Raw genomic sequence first — 1,112 nt, 5'->3', positions numbered from 1 at the left:
ACTCTTATCTCTTGCCACCTCGCTCAATCAATACAACGCCGCCGTGCAAAACGGAGATTGGAGCAAATCGCCTTTTTTCTGCCTTCTCGATTATCCTGCATTTGAACTTTCGGGAAAAACTTTCGGTGTTGTCGGTTTTGGCTCATTGGGAAAAGCCGCGGCAAAGATGGCTGAAGCGCTCGGAATGACGGTGCTCGTCGCTCAACCCCCATGGAGAGATCAACAGACTCAAGACAGAACGCCCTGGAGCACATTTTTAGAAAAGTGCGATGTCATTTCCATACACTGTCCGCTGACACCCGAGTCAAAGTACCTTTTCAACCAAGAAACGCTCTCTTGCATGAAGCAAGGCGCCCTGCTGATCAATACAGCGCGCGGGGGCATTGTTCATGAAGAGGACTTGCTCGAGGCGCTTCTCTCAAAACACCTCAGAGGCGCTGCGCTGGATGTACTCGAACAAGAGCCGCCGGCAACGAACCACCCTCTCATTTCTGCCAAGCTACCCAACCTTCTCATTACGCCGCACTCCGCGTGGATTGCTACAGAATGCAGACAGCGCCTAATGGATGGCGTAACCCAAAACATCAAAGCCTTTCTCAATGGCAGCCCAAAGAACGCTGTAAATTAAGCAGCGCGTACTTTTGCTTTGCCCTTTTCGAAACGAAAGCGAGGCTGCGCTCATAGAACTGTCGCCTATGTCTCTCTCATGAGCTTGGCAATCCGCTAGAATGCAGGGGCAATTAAAGGAGAGTGACACGTGACCGAGCCAACAAATTCATCTAAGAACCTCAAGAGAGCCTGCGAGCTCATCAGCCACCTACTCATTGCTGTATGTGTCTATTTTGCATGGGCCGAGCAGTTCATCTGGTCGATCGTCTGTATCGCGGGCATCCTTTTGTTCAGCAATCTTCCTGCTTTACTAAACAAAGATGGCAAAAAGGCCAAGCTTGATAGAGAACTCGAAAAAGAACTTAGAAAGCTCTAAGTGTTAAGAACGAAAAAAGCGCCTAATGAGGCGCTTTTTTCGTTCTTCTATTTTTAAGTTACAGCGCTTACTCTTTCACCGAGCATTCTTTGGCTGAAGGATCATATTTACAACGGATTTTCCAAAG

2 protein-coding genes are annotated in these 1,112 nt (G+C 48.5%); both read left to right on the top strand.

Going from position 1 to position 1,112, the window contains the following annotated elements:
• A partial coding sequence (locus tag A3751_RS00725; RefSeq protein ID WP_068451057.1) for an NAD(P)-dependent oxidoreductase occupies positions 1-628 on the top strand: 628 nt, incomplete at its 5' end.
• A gap of 129 nt (positions 629-757) precedes the next feature.
• Positions 758-985 carry a hypothetical protein gene (locus tag A3751_RS00720; protein ID WP_068451054.1) on the top strand — a complete coding sequence of 76 codons (228 nt, stop codon included), beginning with the start codon at positions 758-760 and terminating at the stop codon, positions 983-985.
• The last annotated feature ends 127 nt before the right edge of the window (positions 986-1,112 follow it).

It is taken from the genome of Oleiphilus sp. HI0080, assembly GCF_001635135.1.
This window is presented reverse-complemented; position numbering and strand designations above follow the sequence as displayed.